Below are 644 nucleotides of genomic sequence, written 5' to 3'. Positions count from 1 at the left end.
ATTCTGCATATTCACTAATTTTGTATCTGAGATAACCTTTCTTTACAAGCGCAAGTACGTTTGATGGATCAAGGGACAGTATTTTATCAAAACAGTGCAACGCATCATCATAATTCTGAAGACAGATCAAGACGTCTCCTTTGTCAGACAATGCTTGAGTATCTGTATCATTGATTATTAGTGCATCATTAAAGAAGGACAGTGCATCTTGGAATTTTTCTAGTTTAACAAGTGAGCGAGCTTTGCCGAGCAATGCGTCAAAGTGGTGTGGGTTTGTGGTAAGTGCTTTTTCAAAGCAGTGCAGAGATTCTGCATGTCGACCAGCCTGTGATAATATAGAGCCTTTGTAAGAGAACGCATCTGAATGAGTAGGCGAGATTTCTGTAATCATATCCAAAATGCTCACTGCGTCGTCATAGTTTTTGACCATAATCAGAATCTTAGCTTTTCCAAACAAAGAGTCCACATGGTTTGGCTCTATTGATAGTGCACAATCAAAAAAGTTCAGTGCCTCATCTATTCTGTTTAATTTGGCAAGCGCTTGTGCCTTGTATGAAAATGCAATGTAATGAGAGCTATCGTACTGTAAGATCTTATCAAAACATGCGATAGATTCAGAATACTTGCATGTATCAAACAATATT

1 protein-coding gene is annotated in these 644 nt (G+C 37.9%); it reads right to left on the bottom strand.

All coding sequences use genetic code 11. The annotated features are described in order from the left end of the window. Positions 1 to 644: tetratricopeptide repeat protein (locus tag NITUZ_RS09580; protein WP_048197449.1), on the bottom strand; the 644-nt coding region annotated here is incomplete at both ends.

Source organism: Candidatus Nitrosotenuis uzonensis (assembly GCF_000723185.1).
GTDB lineage: Archaea > Thermoproteota > Nitrososphaeria > Nitrososphaerales > Nitrosopumilaceae > Nitrosotenuis > Nitrosotenuis uzonensis.
The sequence above is the reverse complement of the archived record's forward strand: the minus strand, read 5'-3'. Positions and strand labels throughout refer to the sequence as shown.